The following is a 16,296-nucleotide window of genomic DNA, read 5'->3' as shown; positions in this document are numbered from 1 at the left end:
GAAAGACTGAACACCATGACCAGAACCGTCGTCGAATCCAAAACCAAAACAGCGATCATCGGCTTTGACGAGCCCTTCTGCGTGATCGGGGAACGTATCAACCCCACCGGCCGCAAGATCCTCGCCGAAGAGCTGGAGCGTGGCGATTTCAGTCGCGTCGAGGCGGACGCCATTGCGCAAGCCGCGGCGGGCGCGAATATTCTGGACGTGAACTCCGGTGCCGTTTTCTCGAACAAGATGGCCGAAGACCCCCGCTATGCGGATAATAACTTTGTCGAACCGATGCTGATGCCCGAACTGATCCGCGTCGTGCAAAACGTCGTCGATATCCCGATCTGCATCGACAGCTCTGTCCCTGGCGCGCTTGAGGCCGGTCTTGAGGCCTGCGAGGGTCGCCCGCTGCTAAACTCGGTCACAGGAGAGGAAGAGCGGCTGGAGCTCGTGCTGCCGCTGGTCAAGAAATACAACGTGCCGGTGGTTGCGATCTCGAACGACGATACGGGCATTTCCGAAGATCCCGACGTGCGTTTCGACGTTGCCAAGAAGATCGTAGAACGCGCAGCCGACTTCGGTATTCCAGCCCATGATATCGTGGTCGACCCGCTGGTCATGCCCATCGGCGCGATGGCGACGGCGGGGCATCAGGTCTTTACCCTTGTGCGCCGTCTGCGCGAGGAACTGGGCGTGAACACGACCTGCGGTGCCTCCAACATCAGTTTTGGCCTGCCCAACCGTCACGGCATCAACAATGCTTTCCTGCCGATGGCAATGGGCGCTGGCATGACCTCGGCGATCATGAACCCGATCACCCTGCCCGTGAACCAGACCAAGATTGCCGAGAAGAAGGCCGAACTGGCGACGGCGGGCATTATCCTGCCTAACGAGATCGACGACGAGACCTTTGTGACGCTCTTCGGGATGGGATCAACCAAGCCCACCCCCGGCAAAGAGATGGAGGCGATCCGCGCCGCCAACTTCCTGTTCGACCGCGACCCTCACGGCACCGAATGGATCAAGTTCAACAAGGTCGCGCCCAAGGCCGGTCAAGAAGGGCGTGGCCGCGCTGGCCGCAAGGGTGGCCGCCGCCGCTAATGGGGATTCTCCCTACCGCCAAGTTCAAAATCCCCGCAAACCACGGTTTTTCGGGGATTTCTTTTGTGTTCATGCCAGTGTTTAACCCGTCCAGCGCTTGACCCCACATCCCACACACGCATGATCACGGCGCAAAGCTATACTATGCCTTGTATTGTCATTGACGCTGAAAGACTGCCGCCGAACTCTTGGGGCTGCTGTCAAACTTCGGTCAAAGTTTCAACACAACCGTATGCCTAGACTGCTTTGCGAAGACGCAGCCCGTAGGTGGATCTATGATGACGTGCTTTGAAGGAGTAGCAATGCAGCCCGTGTTCTGGGCCGCCGCCAGCGTGAGCGCCGTCGCCGCGGTCGTGATGGTGTGTATGCTGAAATACCAGCACTTCCACGGAAAGCGATATTACGCCCTGACCTTTGTCGCGATGATCTGGACCTTGATCACCGTCGGTGCCGAAGCGTCCACCCCGTCCTTTGCCTGCCAGTTTGACATGGCGGTCGTCGCGTGGCTTGGCAATGCGCTGGTACCTGTGGCGTGGTGCTTCTTTGTCTTCGCCTATGTGCATCAGGCCGAATGGCTGTCGAAAAAGCGTGTGGTGGCTGCGCTGGTGCTAGTGCCCATCGGGTGCTTTGCCTTTGCCGCAACAAACGGGATGCACCAGCTGGTCTATACCGCCGAGACTGCCATCCTGCCCGGTGACCGGCAGATCACCTATATCCACGGGCCGGGGTTCTTTGCGATCACGGCCCTGCTGTATACTTTCGTCTCCGCGACCTTCTATGCGCTGATCAAGGCCTTCGCCCGTTCGCGCCGCTCTGCCTGGCCGCTGCTGACGATGCTGGCGGTGGTCACGATCACCCCGTTGACCGCCAATGCGTCTTATGTGCTGTTCGGCTTTACCGTGTTCGGGCTGGACCCGACGGCCTTTATGTTCACCGTCGGTATCCTGGCCTTTACCTTCATGTTGCTGACCAACAAGACGATGGACATGGCGTCGATTGGGCAGTCGATCCTGTTCAATACGACCAGCGAACCGGTGATCCTGATCGACAACAACCGCCGTGTCGCGCTGATGAACTCTGCCGCGAAACGCAGCGGGTTGTGCAACCTGTCCAAAGCCGAAGCCGACGCCCTGTTGGCCAAGATCGATACCCGCAGCCCCCGCACGACGGACGCATCCTTGACCATCGAACAGCGCGTCTATGACCCCCGTATTCAGGAAATCGAAAGCCCGCTGGACCCGAACGGTGCCATTCTGGGGTGGAGCATCACCCTGGTCGATATCACCGACCGTATCGTCATAACCCGTGCCCTTGAAGACGCGCTGCTGCGCGCCGACGAGGCCAACCGCGCCAAGGATGAATTTATCTCTGTCGTCAACCACGAGCTGCGCACACCGCTTACCTCGCTCAAGGGCGGGTTGGCGCTGGCGCTTAGCGGGCGTTTGGGCGAGATCGACGCGCGCATCCGCTCCCCCCTCGAAATCGCGCAGCGCAACGGGATGCGCCTGTCCCGTCTGGTCGACAACATCCTGCTGGCGCAAAAGATCGACGTAGACGCGCTGTCGCTTGACGCGCTGCCAGTCGATCTGGGGGCGCTACTGAAAGAAAGCCTGGAAGAGAACAAGATGTTCGCCGCCGAGCAGAAGGTCGACCTCGTGCTGCCCAGGGGTGATCAAACCGCGACGATCACCGGCGACGCCTTTGCCATCCGCCAGATCATCGACAACCTCGTGTCCAACGCCATCAAATTCTCCGAACAAGGCAGCACCGTTGAAGGCAGCCTGTCCATCAGCAACGGCCATGTGCGCCTGTCGATCAAGGACAGCGGCCGCGGTATCCCCGTCGGGATGGAGGGGCAGGTCTTTGGCCGCTTTGAACAGGTCAAAAACGGCGGGCAATATGCGACACAAGGGTCCGGTCTGGGGCTCCATATCTCGCAACAGCTGGCCCAGCAGATGTCGGGTAAATTGTTCTACGACAGCGTTGTGGGCGAAGGCACGACCTTCCACATGGAATTTGCCACCGTCGCCGCACAGCAGCCCGCCGTGATCCTATCAGCCGCTGACAACACGGACGACACCCCTACCCCCGCCAGCACAGGCGACACGCCAGAAGCCGTGCAGGCCTGAGGGCGAAGCCCAACATAAACATATCTGGATCAAGGGAAGATGGCGGACCCTACAGGATTCGAACCTGTGGCCTCTGCCTTCGGAGGGCAGCGCTCTATCCAGCTGAGCTAAGGGTCCATCTAGGGGCGGTATAGCCAGACTACCCGCCCCCTGCAATTACAAAATCAGCCTTGGGTCACGCAAACAAATCATGCGCCAGTTCAAGCGCCTCGATCAGCGTGTCGATCTCGGCATTGGTGTTGTACATCCCGAAGGACGCGCGGCAGGTGGCGGTCTGGCCCAGATGCTGCATCAGCGGCCCGCAGCAATGCTGACCCGCACGTACCGCCACGCCCTTTTTATCAAGGATGGTAGAGATATCATGCGCATGCGCCGCCCCGTCCAGCGTAAAGCTGAAGATCGCGGCCTTATCCGGCGTGGTACCCTGCACCTGCACCCAGTTCAGCCCCGACAGGCGCGACACGGCATAATCGCGCAAGGATGCCTCATGGGCGGCGATATTCTGCATCCCGATGTTCATCATATAATCCAGCGCCACGCCCATGCCGATGGTCTGCACGATGCCGGGGGTGCCCGCCTCGAACTTCATGGGGGCGTCGTTATAGGTGATGCCGTCTTTGGTGACCTCGCGGATCATATCGCCGCCGCCCAGAAACGGGCGCATCTCGGCCATGCGATCGGGGTTGATATAGATCGCGCCGGACCCCGAGGGACCATAAAGCTTGTGACCCGTGATCGCGTAGAAATCGCAGCCGATATCCTGAACGTCCACAGGCATGTGTACGGCCGCCTGCGACCCGTCAACCAAGACGGGCACGCCTTTGGCATGGGCCCCTGCGGTGATCGCCTTGACGTCCACCACCGTGCCCAGGACATTCGACACCTGCGTCACGGCAATGAGCTTGGTCTTGGGGGTGATGGCGTCGATCACGGCTTGCGGATCAAGCGCGCCAGAGGCGTCCACATCGACCCATTTGATCACAACGCCCTGACGCTCGCGCAGGAAATGCCACGGCACGATATTGGCGTGATGCTCCATCACCGACAGGATGATCTCGTCCCCCGCCTGCAGGTTAGGCATGGCCCAACCGTAAGCGACCAGGTTGATCCCCTCTGTCGTGCCAGAGGTGAAGACGATGTGATCCTCGTTTCCGGCATTCAGGAACCGCGCCACAGTGCCACGCACGGATTCATACTGATCGGTTGCGAGATTGGAAAGATAGTGTAAGCCGCGGTGAACATTGGAATATTCATGGCTGTACGAGCGGCTGATCGCGTCGATCACGACCTGCGGCTTTTGAGCCGAGGCCCCATTGTCGAGATAGACCAGCGGCTTGCCGTTCACCTCGCGCGACAGGATCGGAAAGTCGCTGCGGATGGTGTTTACGTCATACATCAAGAAGCACTCCTTGGGCGGCAACGCCCACGATAGAGAGAAGCAGGCTGAGCCCCAGAACGATGGCCGCCATAGAAATCAGCAAAACGCCGACAGCCTTGCCCAGTCCGGTAAAGTTAAAGGCGGCTGCGATGAAGTTGACCAATATCCAAAGCCCGATAAGGCCCGTCGCCAAAGATGCCAGCACCGACCCCCCCGGAGAGATGAACATCAGCAGGAAAATCGCCACCTGCGCGATAATGCGCAGGACCTGCAAGAACACCACCAGTGCCAGCACATCGCCAAGGTCGCCTTCGCCCCCAAGCGCACGACCGGCCCAGTAAAGCCCGTGGGTCGTGATCACCAGGACGCCCGAGAGCAGGACAAACATCGCCAGCGGGCTGGTAAAGAACGCAGGCATCGCGGGCGTCGGTTGCAGCACCAGACTGACCGAGAAGATCAACGTGTTGATCGCCGCCGCCAGCGCCAGCGCGGTCCACAGCACGTCCCGCCCTAGTTGCCATCCCATGATCTGGTTCGCGGCAGCACGCGGGTCGCGCAGGCTGAGCACGACCAGCTCGGTCAGAACCGATCTTGTATCAGGGGCATTCATGAGCGTGTCCGATATGCGACCAGCAACCCGCTGATCCAGAACCATAAAAACACGCAAAGCCAGATCAGCCCGACGATGCGCAATTCGATCCCTTCGCCGACGAACCCCGCCGTCAGACCGTGCAACAGCACAAGCGGGCTGGACGCCAGCAAGGCCCAGAACAGCGCCAGACGTGTGCTATAGCCGCTGGGGCGGCCGCGCATCACCTTGAGGATGATCTGCGTCCCCGCCGCCAGCATGTAGAAAATCAACGGCGCGATGAACAGCCATGCCAGCAGGGTCGCCCCCAGCAGCATGTCAAGCTCTGTGCCGTTGACATGGGCTTCGCGGGCCAGACGCGGGGTCTGGGCCACGAAAAAGATGAGACACGCGACCATCAGATAGACCAGGTTGCGATCCTCCCGTGGGCCCTGCCCCAACAACCGCCGCACAACGGCGGCGGGGTTGCGGTAGCTGGCCACGATATCGCGTGTCGCCGCCATCAGGCTGCGTGCCGCTCAAGCCACGCGGCAAGCCGTGCGGTGATCTCTTCGCGCAGGGTCTCGTCCTCGATCTCTTCCACGGCCTCGGCCAGGAAGGACAAGGTCAGCAGATCCGTCGCGACATTATGCGGCACGCCGCGCGAGCGTAGATAGAACAGCGCGTCCTCATCGATCGCCCCCGAAGTGGAGCCGTGCGAACAGGCCACGTCATCGGCGTAGATCTCAAGCTCTGGCTTGGCAAGGAACTGGCTGTCTTCGTCCAGCAGCAACGACTGGCTGATCTGGTAGCCATCGGTCCTTTGCGCGTCGGCCTTGACCAGGATCTTCCCTTGGAACACACCGGTCGCCCCGTTGCGCAGTACCTTCTTGAAAACCTGACGGCTTTCGCAGTTCACCGCGTCATGGGTGATGAACACCGTGTCGTCGTGGTGGAAATCCCCCCCGTCGCCCACACAGGCCCCCGCCACATGGGCCGCAGCATCGTCACCCGTCAGCTCGATCACGCAATCGTTGCGCGTCATCACGCCATTGGCGGTCAGGGTAAAGGATTTGAACGCGGATTCGGTCCCCAAACGGGTAAAGATATGCGTCGCGGCACGTTGTTCGTGATCGCGGCCTTGGGCGCGCACGTGGTGGAAAGACGCGTTATCCGCGACTTCAACCTCAAGCACACCGTTAAAGCGCGCGGCGACGGGGCCGTTCTCCAGCAGCGTGAATTCAGCGCCGGCGTCCAGCTTGACGACGTGGTGCAGCATGACATCCGCTGTCTCGGAGGTCCGGCGATAGACGATGTTCACCGGCTTGGAGGTTTTGTCCGTCACATGGATCAGAACGCCATCCGCGGCAAAAGCTGTGTTCAGCGCCGCCAAGGGCCGTGCCACAGGCGTCTGGCCGTTCTTTTCCAGCGTGCCATAAAGATCACGCGCCCAATGCAGATCGGCGTCCGCTTGGGCCAGCCGTTCGATGGTGATGCCCTCAAGCGCCAGATCGTCCGACGCATCCGCATCGAACACACCGTCGACGAACACCAGCTTCAGCCGGTCGATCTGATCAAACAGGGCCACATCTTCCGACGCGCGCACCGCGGCAGAGACTGCCTGCGGCTGGGTCAGCGTGTCGGGGCGGGTGTATTTCCAGTATTCGTCACGACGCTCGGGCAGACCTGCCTGTTGCAGACGGGCCAACGCATCCTTGCGTGCCGCATTGGACCAGCCCCCTTGGGGCAGGTCCAACGTGGCGATCAACGCCTCGGTCGGGGTTTGTTGTGTCGCTGCTTCGGCCATTACGCCACCTCGGACAGGATGTCGGCATACCCGTTATTCTCGACTTCCAGCGCCAGCTCGGGGCCGCCGGTCTTGATGATGCGGCCATCGGCCATGATGTGCACCACATCGGGTTTGATGTGGTCCAGCAGACGCTGGTAGTGGGTGATCACAAGGAAACCTCGGCCTTCGGTGCGCAGCGCGTTCACACCGTCAGCAACCAGTTTCATCGCGTCAACATCCAGACCGGAGTCCGTTTCGTCGAGGATGCACATTTTTGGCTCAAGCATCGCCATCTGCAAGATCTCGTTACGCTTCTTCTCACCACCGGAAAAGCCCATGTTCACGGGGCGCTTCAGCATGTCGGCGTCGATCTTCAGCTCTTTGGCGCGGGCGCGCACAACCTTGAGGAATTCCGCGGCAGACATCTCTTCTTCGCCACGGGCCTTGCGCTGCGCATTCACAGCGGTGCGCAGGAAAGTCATGTTGCCAACGCCGGGGATTTCAACGGGATACTGAAAGGCGAGGAACAGGCCAGCGGCCGCGCGCTCTTCTGGCTCAAGGTCCAGCAGGTCGATGTCACCCAGATGGGCGGAGCCTTCGGTGACCTCGTAGCCGTCTTTGCCCGACAGCACATAGGACAGCGTGGATTTACCGGACCCGTTCGGCCCCATGATCGCGTGGACCTTACCGGCTTCGACTTCCAGATCGACACCCTTCAGGATTTGCTTGTCTTCTTCTTCCAGTTTGACCTTCAGGCCTTTGATGCTCAGCATGATGGGTTCCTTTTCTTGCGCTTTGGCGCTGCAATGACAGTGAATTGAGTGAATGAAAACCCCGTCGCGGGGCCGTCATCGGTGTAAGATTTCATGCCGCCCTCCCCGCCTGTAAGGCTTTGGGAAAACGGGCATAAAGAGCGGTGCGGCAGGCATCTATGCCCGCCTGATAGGAAAGCGGTGACAGCGGGTCGGGCAGAACCACCGTCGGGATATCCTCGACGTTGATCGGGGCCCGCAGGGGCCGACCGACCGAGGCCGCGTAATCCAGGTATTTCAAGCGCGACTGCCCCATCGGGGCCAGCCAGCTGTTAGGCACGCCGTAGGCATCGGCCACGATCAACCCGTGCAGGGAAGACGCAAACACGTGATCACACGCAGCAATCGCCGCGCAAACATCCTGCGCCTGCCCGCGCGGATCAATCAGCTGATATTGCGCGTCACTGGCGACCAGAGCCTGCAACACAGGGTCCTCCACCAGCGAATGATGCGGCACGATGCCGATCTTGCCATTGGGCGCGCGATCCTGCGGCCACACGGCGTTGATCAACAGACCGGGATCACCGAACTCCGACAGTTCCAACCCCAGCAGCGCGGCAGTGATCGGCCCACGGACCAGGGCGATATCGACGTGATCGACAAACCCCGTCCCCTGCACCGGATGCAACAGGCCTGACCCCCAGATCACCGGGCGATGATCCTGCGCGTCGCTAAAGTTGCGCTTGACCACCTGCAAAAGCGACCCGATGGCCCAGACCTCTGCCTTTCGCACACCGGCATGCTCCACAGGCCGGCCCGCGACATGGGCGAGCACAATAGGACTGAGGGCGTCCCCGAAATTCGGGACCGCCTTCCACCAGTGCAGGCGCAAGGGAGTGGTGTCCGCCGATGCCTGCATCAGAGCGCTGCGCCTTTGGCCCCTACGGTGATCATTCGCCATCCCCCTTGCGCAGCACCAACAGGGCCACTCGGATCGCAGCGTAGATCATCGCAAAGATCAGCATCTGGAAGAACGTGTTTTCGAAGGCGACGAGCGTCAGCCCGCCCCCGCGAAACAGCGCCATCAGCACCCAGAAAACCAGCGCGGCAATGGTCACGTCCCATGTCAGCTTGCGCATCATCGTGATTACCCCACGGACCCTTCAAGCGAGATCGCAACCAGCGCCTGCGCTTCCATCGCGAACTCCATCGGCAAGGCCTGAAGCACGTCTTTACAGAAGCCGTTCACGACCAAGGCAACCGCCTCTTCCTCGTCCATACCGCGCGAACGGCAGTAGAACAGCTGATCGTCGTCTACCTTCGATGTGGTCGCCTCGTGCTCCACCCGGCTGCTGTTATTCTTGACCTCGATATAGGGCACCGTGTGGGCACCGCATTTGTCGCCGATCAACAAGCTGTCGCATTGGGTATAGTTGCGCGATTCCTTGGCTTTGGGGTGCATGGTCACCAAGCCACGATAGGTATTCTGCGCCTTGCCCGCCGAAATCCCCTTGGACACGATGCGCGATTTGGTGCGCTTGCCCAGGTGGATCATCTTGGTGCCGGTGTCGGCCTGCTGCATGTTGTTGGCGATGGCGATGGAATAGAACTCACCCTGGCTATCGTCGCCGCGCAGGATGCAGGAGGGGTATTTCCACGTCACGGCAGAGCCGGTTTCGACCTGCGTCCACATCACCTTGGCACGGTCGCCACGGCAGTCTGCACGCTTGGTCACAAAGTTGTAGATCCCGCCCTTGCCGTCTTCATCACCGGGGTACCAGTTCTGAACGGTCGAATATTTCACCTCGGCGTCTTCCTCGATGATGATTTCAACCACCGCGGCGTGCAGCTGGCTTTCATCGCGCTGCGGCGCGGTACAGCCTTCAAGGTAGGACACATACGACCCCTTGTCGGCAATGATCAGCGTGCGTTCAAATTGACCGGTGTTTTCCGCGTTAATGCGGAAATAGGTCGACAGCTCCATCGGGCAGCGCACGCCCGGCGGCACGTAGACGAACGACCCGTCAGAGAAGACGGCCGAGTTCAGCGTCGCATAGAAATTGTCATTCACCGGCACGACCGAACCAAGGTATTTCTTGACCAACTCGGGGTGTTCGCGGATCGCCTCGGAGATAGAGCAGAAAATCACGCCCGCCTTTTTCAGCTCGTCTTGGAAGGTGGTCCCGACCGAAACAGAGTCAAAAACCGCATCCACAGCCACCTTGCGGGGCTCGTCGCCAATCTTCTCTGCGCCTTCGACGCCTGCCAGAATCGCCTGCTCTTTCAACGGGATACCCAGCTTCTTGTAGGTCTCCAGCAGCTTGGGGTCGACGTCATCCAGGCTCTTTGGTTTTTCCGCCATCGATTTCGGACGCGCATAGTAATACTGCTGTTGAAAGTCGATTTCCGGATAGTCGACCATCGCCCAGTTCGGCTCTTTCTTGGTCAGCCAGCGTTCATAGGCGGCCAGACGCCATTCCAGCATCCACTCGGGCTCTTCGTTCTTCTCCGAGATCAGCTTGACGATATCGGCGTTCAGACCCAATGGGGCATAGTCCATCTCGATATCTGTGGACCACCCGTATTTATAGGCACCGCCGACTTCGCGCACGGCATCCACGGTTTCCTGATCGACGCCCTCTTTGACGCCGGTGTTCGGGTCGTCCTTGACCAAAGTGCTATCCATGCTTTTCATCCTTCAACTGGCGGCGCGCATCAAGCGGCCCGCGCCTCGTGTTTCTTCAATTTCGCGGTCCAGGCGTCTGCAAAACGCAAGACCTGTTCTTCTGTGGTGTCCGGCCCAAGCGATACGCGCACGGCACAGGATGCCTCAGCGTCGTCAAACCCCATCGCCGTCAACACCCGGCTTGTCGCCACCTTACCGCTAGAGCACGCAGACCCCGCGCTGATCGCAAAGCCCGCAAGGTCCATCTGCATCACCTGCGTCTCACCGCGCCACCCGGGCGTGATAAAGCAAGAGGTGTTCGGCAAACGCGCCACGTCTTTCCCAACAAAAATAGTCTTCTTTGACGCAGCCTCAAGAGCCTTCTCTAGAACATTTCTAAGTTCTGCAACCCGTTCCCATACGCCATCCGCCAAATCCTGCGCTGCGGCAGCGCAGGCAGCCCCGAAACCGGCGATGCCGATGACGTTCTCTGTCCCCGCACGACGGCCCAATTCCTGCCCGCCCCCGCGCAACATCGGCTGCATCAATCCGGGCGTATATTCCGGCCCTGCGATCAGCGCACCGATGCCCTTGGGACCGCCCAGCTTATGCGCCGAGACAGCCAATGACGTATGACGCCCGACATCCGAGCGCCAGCGCCCCAGATCCGACAACTTACCCGCCGCCTGCACGGCGTCCCGGAACACGCTTGCAGGCGACGCGCCCAAACGCGAGAGCTCGGCCAACAGGCTTTCCGGCTGCAACACCCCTGTCTCGCTATTGGCACGTTGCAAAAACAGCGTTTTGCCCGCCAAGGCTCCATCCGGCAGCGCGTTCAAATCCACGTGACCATTGCGATCCACAGGCAATTGCTCGGCCTCCGGGCACCAGATGCGCACTGCTTCATGCTCCACGGCTGCGCCGACGACATTGCCCGCGTCCTGCACCACACCCGCAATCGCCTCGGTGGCACCGCTGGTAAAGATCACTTCCGACACATCGCAGCCGACCAAAGCCGCCACCTGCCCGCGTGCCTTCTCGACCATCATCTTGGCCGCACGCCCTTCGGCATGGACGCTGGACGGGTTGCCCGCCACATCCATCGCCGCCAGCATGACCGCGCGCGCCTCTGCCCGCAGGGGCGTGGTCGCGTTATGATCAAGATATACTCTCACATCAGCTTCCAAATGGTCCTAAATCCCAGGGAGTGTGAGGGACAGCGTCCCTCATTCCGCATCCGCCTCGTCCACGATGGCAAAGAGGTTCGGCACCGCCGGACAGGGGGCAAGCTCGTTGGCAACAACATCCGACAGCCGCGTCTGGTGCAGAAATACATAGACCTGTGCGCTCAGCCCCTCCCACAAACGGTTGGTCAGCGACTGCGCCCGGCTGCCCGATGACCCGCCAGAAGCACCGGCCCCCACATGCATCGCATCGACCTTTTCATCGACCGCCGCCAGAATATCAACAACGCGAATGTCCGACGCAGGCCGCGCCAAACGGTAGCCGCCGCCCGGACCACGTACTGACGACACCAGCTCGGCCCGCCGCAGCTTGACGAATAGCTGCTCTAGGTACGGCAGGGAAATCGACTGGCGCACCGCGATATCGCCCAGATTCACCAGACGGTCCGCGGGCTGCAGCGCTATATCGGCCAAAGCGACCATCGCATACCGGCCCTTGGTTGACAGCTTCATCGCAGTGTTCCCTTCCCCATAAGCGCCTGTTTGATTGACGACGACGCCTGAAATGCCTAAACGCAAAGTCTGACCCCCAGAAACGGGGATCACACAAGTTAGAACCGTTCTAAACTGCCTTAGCGAATTCGTCAACTATTCCGCTGCACTTAGAACCCCAAGCAGGGACGCTCATGCCCGAGGTTATTTTTCCCGGACCCGAAGGCCGCCTCGAAGGCCGCTACCATCCACAAAAAGAACGCGACGCACCCATCGCCATTCTGCTCCACCCGCATCCACAATTCGGCGGGACGATGAACCATAAGGTCGTGTATAATATGCACTATGCCTTCTACAATATGGGTTTCACCGTTCTGCGCTTCAATTTCCGCGGCGTGGGTCGCAGCCAGGGTGAATACGATCAGGGCGTTGGTGAGCTCTCCGATGCGGCATCGGCGCTGGATTACCTGCAATCGATGAACAACAACTCCAAGCATTGCTGGGTTGCCGGTTTCTCGTTTGGCGCATGGATCGGGATGCAACTGCTGATGCGCCGCCCCGAGATCACGGGCTTCATCTCTGTCGCACCACCAGCGAATATGTATGACTTCAGCTTCCTCGCACCCTGCCCGGCCTCCGGTCTGGTGATCAACGGGACCGCTGACCGTGTGGCGCCACCCGCAGATACCGTGAACCTCGTGAACAAGTTGCACGAGCAGAAAGGCATCACCATCACCCACCAAGAGATCGAGGGTGCCGGCCACTTCTTTGAAGAGCCGCATATGGATACGCTGATCACCTCTACCACAGACTACGTGAAGCGCCGCCTGACGGAGACAACCCGCTAATGGCGGATCCGACAGTCGTCGAACTGGCCAACCAAATGGCCGAAGAATGTCTGGCGGTCCAACGCGAAACAGGACAGGAGCGGCTTTTTATGGAAGTCGCTGCTGTTCTGGGCGCGTCATCGCAGACGATGGAAGAAGCCTTTGTCACGGCGATCCGCACGCGGCTTGCCGCCGGACAGGGGCGTGACTTTATGGCCAAGGCGCTTGCCGCGCACCGTGCAAAGGAAAGCTGACGTATGACTACCAGACTTGAGCAGCAGATCGCCTTTCTGAATGAAGCGGACAAGCTCAAGTCGGTCACACGCGGGACCTTGCTTTGTGATGCGTCGCGGGCCGAAAACTCGGCTGAACATAGCTGGCACCTGACGCTTTATGCGCTGGTGCTGGCGGATCAGGCGGGCCCAGATGTCGACATCACCCGCGTGATCAAGATGCTGATCCTGCATGATCTGGTAGAGATTGACGCAGGCGACAACCCGATCTTTGGCAGCTACGACGCCGCCGATATGGAAGCGCAGGAACAGCTTGCCGCGGACCGTATTTTTGGCATCCTTCCCAACGACTTGCGCGATGATCTTCGCGCGACATGGGAGGAGTTTGAAGCCAATGAAACCGCCACGGCCCGCTTTGCGAAATCGCTGGACCGGTTCCAGCCCCCGATGCAGAACCTCGCGGCGGGCGGCGGCAGCTGGGTTGAATACAACGTGACCGAAGCGCAATTCGTGGAAAAAGTGGGCAGCAAAATCCAGACCGGCGCGCCGGGTCTTTGGGAGTTTGCCCGCGCCCGTGTCTCTGCATGGTTTGCCGCACAAGGGTAACCGCCCGCCCCCTCTATCCATCATCCACCACCACGCTTGTCACACGCCTGTCGCAGCGCGATGCTAGGGCTAAGCCGCGTAACTCTTTTCAGTATACCATTGCATACCGACTAGGCATGCGCGCCTGAATAGGCTATGCGGGTATCAGTATCATTTCAAAGGACCGCAGATGATGACCAAGATCAAAGTGGAAAACCCGATCGTTGAGCTCGACGGTGATGAGATGACCCGCATCATGTGGGATTTCATTAAGAAAAAGCTGATCCTTCCCTATCTCGATGTGGATCTGAAGTATTACGATCTGGGGATGGAGGTCCGCGACGAGACCAACGACCAGATCACCATAGACGCGGCCCATGCGATCAAGGAATACGGCGTTGGCGTCAAATGCGCGACCATCACCCCTGACGAGGCACGGGTCGAGGAATTCGGCCTGAAAGAGATGTGGCGCTCCCCTAACGGGACGATCCGCAACATTCTGGGCGGCGTGATTTTCCGCCAGCCGATCATCTGCAAGAACGTGCCGCGCCTTGTACCCGGTTGGACCAAGCCGATTGTCGTAGGCCGTCATGCCTATGGCGACCAGTATAAAGCGACCGATTTCAAATTCCCCGGCAAGGGCAAGCTGACCCTGAAATTCGTCGGCGAGGACGGGACAGAGATTGAACGCGAGCTTTTCGACGCCCCGGACGCCGGTGTCGTGATGGGGATGTACAACCTTGATAAATCCATCATCGACTTCGCCCGCGCCTCGCTGAACTACGGTTTGAACCTGGGCTGGCCGGTGTATCTGAGCACCAAGAACACGATCCTCAAGCAGTATGACGGGCGTTTCCTTGAGCTGTTCCAGCATATCTACGAGACCGAGTTCGAAGATAAATTCAAAGCTGCGGGCATTACCTATGAACACCGTCTGATCGACGACATGGTTGCCTGCGCGATGAAGTGGAACGGCGGCTATGTCTGGGCCTGCAAGAACTATGACGGCGACGTGCAGTCAGACACCGTTGCGCAGGGGTTCGGCTCGCTCGGGCTGATGACATCTGTGCTGATGACTCCAGACGGCCAGACGGTCGAGGCAGAGGCCGCCCACGGCACAGTCACCCGCCACTATCGTCAGCACCAGAAGGGCGAGGAAACCTCGACCAACTCCATCGCGTCGATCTACGCATGGACCGGCGGGCTGAAGCACCGCGGCAAGCTGGATGGCAACGCCGAGCTGACACGCTTTGCCGAGACGCTCGAGAAAACTGTGGTGGATACTGTGGAATCGGGTTTCATGACCAAGGACCTCGCGCTGCTGGTCGGCCCTGACCAAGGCTGGCTGACCACAATGGGCTTCCTTGAAAAGGTGGACGAGAACCTGAACAAGGCGCTTGGCGCGCAGTAAGCCGAATGCTTAAAATAAGGGCCATCCGAACCGGGTGGCCCTTTTTCTGTGCACGATCCCCTGCGTGACGTGATGTCATCGTGAAAAATATTATTCTGCACTGCAGCACCCCTAGACAGGTCAACATAGCTGCCCTATCTGGGCGATATGACATATGCTGATCCCCTCCACCATTCTTCGCTAGATGACGTTCAAGGCCTCAGCCTTGGGGTCTTTCTCTGCGGTATCGGAATTTTCGTGCTGACCTCTGCCGGCTTGATCACCGGACAGACGGCGGGCTTGGCGGTGATCATCGCCTATCTGACGGGCTATTCCTTTGGGACGGTCTTCTTTCTCATCAACCTGCCGTTCTATTTCCTTGCGTATAAACGGCTTGGGGCCGAGTTCACGATCAAATCACTGATTTCCGTAACCATGCTGTCGGTCGTGACCGAGTTCCTGCCCTATGGTTTCGCGATCCAGTCGCTCAGCCCTGCCCTTGCGGCGGTGATCTTTGGCGCGCTGGTGGGTCTGGGGCTGCTGGCGATGTTCCGACACAACGGGTCGCTTGGCGGCCTTGGGGTTGTGGCACTACTGGTGCAGGACACTACGGGGTTCAAAGCCGGATGGGTCCAGCTGATTACTGACGCCGTGATCTTCTCGGTCGCGTTGTTCCTGTTTCCAGCCTCTGTCGTGGGCTATTCGCTGCTTGGCGCGCTGGTGCTGAATCTGATCATCACCTTCAACCACCGCCGCGACCGCTATATCGCAACCTGATCCGCAGACCTGCACCGCTCTTGACACTGCCCCGTGACCACCGCAGGACTGGGCCGGAAAGCAGCAACGGGGGCGTCAGGATATGCATTACTTTTGGTTGATGATCGCGATCCTGACAGAGACGTTGGGCACCAGTGCTTTGCAAGCCTCGCAACAGTTCACGCGGCTTTGGCCCTCGGTCGGCGTGGTTATATGCTACGCGATCTCTTTCTACCTGTTGGGACTAACGCTCAAGGTGATGCCCGTGGGGATCGTCTATGCGATCTGGTCGGGCCTTGGCATCGTCTGCATCGCGGGCATCGGCTATATCGTGTTTGGTCAAAAGCTCGACCTCGCCGCCGTGGTGGGCCTGTCGATGATCATCGGCGGCGTGCTGGTCATCCACCTGTTCTCGCAGAGTTCAACACACTAAACGGCGCTTTTGGGGAACCGGTT

The 16,296-nt window shown here is 59.7% G+C and carries 18 protein-coding genes and 1 tRNA gene; 8 read left to right on the top strand and 11 right to left on the bottom strand.

The window, feature by feature from the left end:
- Window positions 1-15 precede the first annotated feature (15 nt).
- Window positions 16-1,092 carry a dihydropteroate synthase gene (locus tag GLP43_RS09305; RefSeq protein ID WP_237279093.1) on the top strand — a complete coding sequence of 359 codons (1,077 nt, stop codon included), beginning with the start codon at window positions 16-18 and terminating at the stop codon, window positions 1,090-1,092.
- Between the two features lie 302 nt (window positions 1,093-1,394).
- Window positions 1,395-3,221, top strand: coding sequence for a sensor histidine kinase (locus tag GLP43_RS09300; protein ID WP_237279092.1), 1,827 nt, complete (start codon window positions 1,395-1,397; stop codon window positions 3,219-3,221).
- A 40-nt stretch (window positions 3,222-3,261) separates the two neighbouring features.
- Here GLP43_RS09300 and GLP43_RS09295 read toward each other — a convergent pair.
- The 11 genes from GLP43_RS09295 to GLP43_RS09245 form a co-directional block, all read right to left on the bottom strand.
- Window positions 3,262-3,338 (bottom strand) — tRNA-Arg (locus tag GLP43_RS09295).
- Between the two features lie 58 nt (window positions 3,339-3,396).
- The gene (locus GLP43_RS09290) at window positions 3,397-4,617 is read right to left on the bottom strand and encodes a cysteine desulfurase (RefSeq protein ID WP_037966480.1); all 1,221 of its coding nucleotides are present in this window, start codon (window positions 4,615-4,617) and stop codon (window positions 3,397-3,399) included.
- The gene (locus GLP43_RS09285) at window positions 4,610-5,209 is read right to left on the bottom strand and encodes a Yip1 family protein (RefSeq protein WP_237279091.1); all 600 of its coding nucleotides are present in this window, start codon (window positions 5,207-5,209) and stop codon (window positions 4,610-4,612) included. Before GLP43_RS09285 ends, GLP43_RS09290 begins: the two co-directional genes overlap by 8 nt.
- The gene (locus tag GLP43_RS09280; RefSeq protein WP_009826920.1) at window positions 5,206-5,691 is read right to left on the bottom strand and encodes a hypothetical protein; all 486 of its coding nucleotides are present in this window, start codon (window positions 5,689-5,691) and stop codon (window positions 5,206-5,208) included. The genes GLP43_RS09285 and GLP43_RS09280 overlap by 4 nt, the downstream gene beginning before the upstream one ends.
- Window positions 5,691-6,974: a SufB/SufD family protein gene (locus GLP43_RS09275; RefSeq protein ID WP_237279090.1), complete on the bottom strand. Its 1,284-nt coding sequence runs from the start codon at window positions 6,972-6,974 to the stop codon at window positions 5,691-5,693. Before GLP43_RS09275 ends, GLP43_RS09280 begins: the two co-directional genes overlap by 1 nt.
- Window positions 6,974-7,729 (bottom strand): Fe-S cluster assembly ATPase SufC, encoded by a 756-nt coding sequence (gene sufC, locus GLP43_RS09270; protein ID WP_005853235.1) that lies wholly within the window; start codon window positions 7,727-7,729, stop codon window positions 6,974-6,976. The genes GLP43_RS09275 and sufC overlap by 1 nt, the downstream gene beginning before the upstream one ends.
- Before the next feature lie 91 nt (window positions 7,730-7,820).
- On the bottom strand, window positions 7,821-8,627 hold the full coding sequence (locus tag GLP43_RS09265; protein WP_237279089.1) for a polysaccharide pyruvyl transferase family protein: 807 nt from the start codon (window positions 8,625-8,627) through the stop codon (window positions 7,821-7,823).
- 31 nt (window positions 8,628-8,658) lie between these two features.
- Window positions 8,659-8,850, bottom strand: coding sequence for a hypothetical protein (locus GLP43_RS09260; protein WP_005853232.1), 192 nt, complete (start codon window positions 8,848-8,850; stop codon window positions 8,659-8,661).
- Window positions 8,851-8,855: 5 nt separating this feature from the next.
- Window positions 8,856-10,394, bottom strand: coding sequence for a Fe-S cluster assembly protein SufB (gene sufB, locus GLP43_RS09255; RefSeq protein ID WP_005853229.1), 1,539 nt, complete (start codon window positions 10,392-10,394; stop codon window positions 8,856-8,858).
- 29 nt (window positions 10,395-10,423) lie between these two features.
- Window positions 10,424-11,548, bottom strand: coding sequence for a cysteine desulfurase family protein (locus GLP43_RS09250; RefSeq protein ID WP_336885970.1), 1,125 nt, complete (start codon window positions 11,546-11,548; stop codon window positions 10,424-10,426).
- A gap of 51 nt (window positions 11,549-11,599) precedes the next feature.
- Entirely contained in the window at window positions 11,600-12,070 is a 471-nt protein-coding gene (locus GLP43_RS09245; RefSeq protein ID WP_237279088.1) for an Rrf2 family transcriptional regulator, read from the bottom strand.
- A 173-nt stretch (window positions 12,071-12,243) separates the two neighbouring features.
- Between GLP43_RS09245 and GLP43_RS09240 the strand changes: the two genes are divergently transcribed.
- The 6 genes from GLP43_RS09240 to GLP43_RS09215 all read left to right on the top strand — a co-directional run bounded on the left by GLP43_RS09240 (window position 12,244) and on the right by GLP43_RS09215 (window position 16,273).
- Window positions 12,244-12,897, top strand: a complete 654-nt coding sequence (locus GLP43_RS09240) for an alpha/beta hydrolase (protein ID WP_237279087.1) — start codon at window positions 12,244-12,246, stop codon at window positions 12,895-12,897.
- The gene (locus tag GLP43_RS09235; protein WP_237279086.1) at window positions 12,897-13,130 is read left to right on the top strand and encodes a hypothetical protein; all 234 of its coding nucleotides are present in this window, start codon (window positions 12,897-12,899) and stop codon (window positions 13,128-13,130) included. Before GLP43_RS09240 ends, GLP43_RS09235 begins: the two co-directional genes overlap by 1 nt.
- Window positions 13,131-13,133: 3 nt before the next feature.
- Window positions 13,134-13,715: an HD domain-containing protein gene (locus tag GLP43_RS09230; RefSeq protein WP_237279085.1), complete on the top strand. Its 582-nt coding sequence runs from the start codon at window positions 13,134-13,136 to the stop codon at window positions 13,713-13,715.
- 172 nt (window positions 13,716-13,887) lie between these two features.
- Window positions 13,888-15,105 (top strand): NADP-dependent isocitrate dehydrogenase, encoded by a 1,218-nt coding sequence (locus GLP43_RS09225; RefSeq protein ID WP_009826912.1) that lies wholly within the window; start codon window positions 13,888-13,890, stop codon window positions 15,103-15,105.
- Window positions 15,106-15,252: 147 nt separating this feature from the next.
- Window positions 15,253-15,861, top strand: coding sequence for a YitT family protein (locus GLP43_RS09220; protein ID WP_005853215.1), 609 nt, complete (start codon window positions 15,253-15,255; stop codon window positions 15,859-15,861).
- An 82-nt stretch (window positions 15,862-15,943) separates the two neighbouring features.
- The gene (locus tag GLP43_RS09215) at window positions 15,944-16,273 is read left to right on the top strand and encodes a DMT family transporter (protein ID WP_237279084.1); all 330 of its coding nucleotides are present in this window, start codon (window positions 15,944-15,946) and stop codon (window positions 16,271-16,273) included.
- Window positions 16,274-16,296 lie beyond the last annotated feature (23 nt).

This window comes from Sulfitobacter sp. M39, from assembly GCF_021735935.1.
GTDB lineage: Bacteria > Pseudomonadota > Alphaproteobacteria > Rhodobacterales > Rhodobacteraceae > Sulfitobacter.
The sequence above is the reverse complement of the archived record's forward strand: the minus strand, read 5'-3'. Positions and strand labels throughout refer to the sequence as shown.

What these genes read in the sequence shown, in the direction of transcription:
- GLP43_RS09305 (WP_237279093.1), top strand. Translation starts at nt 16, where the DNA reads ATGACCAGAACCGTCGTCGAATCCAAAACCAAAACAGCGATCATCGGC.
- GLP43_RS09300 (WP_237279092.1), top strand. Translation starts at nt 1,395, where the DNA reads ATGCAGCCCGTGTTCTGGGCCGCCGCCAGCGTGAGCGCCGTCGCCGCG.
- GLP43_RS09290 (WP_037966480.1), bottom strand. Translation starts at nt 4,617, where the DNA reads ATGTATGACGTAAACACCATCCGCAGCGACTTTCCGATCCTGTCGCGC.
- GLP43_RS09285 (WP_237279091.1), bottom strand. Translation starts at nt 5,209, where the DNA reads ATGAATGCCCCTGATACAAGATCGGTTCTGACCGAGCTGGTCGTGCTC.
- GLP43_RS09280 (WP_009826920.1), bottom strand. Translation starts at nt 5,691, where the DNA reads ATGGCGGCGACACGCGATATCGTGGCCAGCTACCGCAACCCCGCCGCC.
- GLP43_RS09275 (WP_237279090.1), bottom strand. Translation starts at nt 6,974, where the DNA reads ATGGCCGAAGCAGCGACACAACAAACCCCGACCGAGGCGTTGATCGCC.
- sufC (WP_005853235.1), bottom strand. Translation starts at nt 7,729, where the DNA reads ATGCTGAGCATCAAAGGCCTGAAGGTCAAACTGGAAGAAGAAGACAAG.
- GLP43_RS09265 (WP_237279089.1), bottom strand. Translation starts at nt 8,627, where the DNA reads ATGCAGGCATCGGCGGACACCACTCCCTTGCGCCTGCACTGGTGGAAG.
- GLP43_RS09260 (WP_005853232.1), bottom strand. Translation starts at nt 8,850, where the DNA reads ATGATGCGCAAGCTGACATGGGACGTGACCATTGCCGCGCTGGTTTTC.
- sufB (WP_005853229.1), bottom strand. Translation starts at nt 10,394, where the DNA reads ATGGATAGCACTTTGGTCAAGGACGACCCGAACACCGGCGTCAAAGAG.
- GLP43_RS09245 (WP_237279088.1), bottom strand. Translation starts at nt 12,070, where the DNA reads ATGAAGCTGTCAACCAAGGGCCGGTATGCGATGGTCGCTTTGGCCGAT.
- GLP43_RS09240 (WP_237279087.1), top strand. Translation starts at nt 12,244, where the DNA reads ATGCCCGAGGTTATTTTTCCCGGACCCGAAGGCCGCCTCGAAGGCCGC.
- GLP43_RS09235 (WP_237279086.1), top strand. Translation starts at nt 12,897, where the DNA reads ATGGCGGATCCGACAGTCGTCGAACTGGCCAACCAAATGGCCGAAGAA.
- GLP43_RS09230 (WP_237279085.1), top strand. Translation starts at nt 13,134, where the DNA reads ATGACTACCAGACTTGAGCAGCAGATCGCCTTTCTGAATGAAGCGGAC.
- GLP43_RS09225 (WP_009826912.1), top strand. Translation starts at nt 13,888, where the DNA reads ATGACCAAGATCAAAGTGGAAAACCCGATCGTTGAGCTCGACGGTGAT.
- GLP43_RS09220 (WP_005853215.1), top strand. Translation starts at nt 15,253, where the DNA reads ATGACATATGCTGATCCCCTCCACCATTCTTCGCTAGATGACGTTCAA.
- GLP43_RS09215 (WP_237279084.1), top strand. Translation starts at nt 15,944, where the DNA reads ATGCATTACTTTTGGTTGATGATCGCGATCCTGACAGAGACGTTGGGC.